Below are 872 nucleotides of genomic sequence, written 5' to 3'. Positions count from 1 at the left end.
AGATTTTACTCCTGTTGAATACGATGCAGTTTTACAAACCGCTGCTAGTTTTCAGGAAGTTTTATCGCGTCGAACGAAAAAAGTCCCGACCTTACAGGGACAGGTAGTGGCAAATCTGTTTTTTGAGCCATCAACTCGCACTCGTAGCAGTTTTGAACTTGCTGCAAAACGTTTATCTGCTGATACGCTCAATTTTGCCAGCGCTACTTCTTCGATGACGAAAGGAGAAACTATTCTCGACACCGCAAAAACTTATTTGGCAATGGGATGCGATATAATGGTGATTCGTCACACCAGTGCTGGTGTCCCAAATGCTGTAGCTTTGGAAATGGATCGTCTTGGTGAACGTGTTAGTGTTCTTAACGCTGGTGATGGTCAACACGAACATCCATCTCAAGGATTACTCGATTTATTTACAATTTGTACCCTGATTGACCCAGTTCAACCTCGACTCGAACTTTTAAAGGATAAAAAAATCGCCATCGTTGGTGATATTCTACACTCCAGAGTCGCGCGCTCGAATATTTGGAGTTTAACTGCTAGCGGCGCCGAGGTTCATCTTGCTGCACCCCCAACGCTTTTACCCAAGTTGTTTGCTGAGTACGTTAATGATAGTGAAGTTGATGGATTGGCAGGAAAGCGTAAGTTATTTATACATTGGCGCCTCGAAGAAGCACTGAGTGAAGCTGACTTTGTAATGACTTTGCGTCTGCAAAAAGAACGCATGACCGCACATTTATTACCGAGTTTGCGTGAATACCACCAGATGTTTGGGATTACGCGCTCAAAACTCAAGTCGTGTAAGCCAAACGTGAAAGTACTGCACCCAGGTCCAGTCAACCGTGGTGTCGAAATTAGCTCGGATTTGATGG

1 protein-coding gene is annotated in these 872 nt (G+C 44.4%); it reads left to right on the top strand.

Annotated features, from left to right (window positions below):
• Positions 1 to 872: aspartate carbamoyltransferase catalytic subunit (locus AC2JBO_RS45050; RefSeq protein ID WP_496960106.1), on the top strand; the 872-nt coding region annotated here is incomplete at both ends.

The sequence above is a fragment of the Calothrix sp. CBUCES-K 9914 genome (assembly GCF_059640475.1).
Note: the sequence above shows the minus strand (reverse complement) of the source record. Positions and strands in the feature narration are given on the sequence as shown.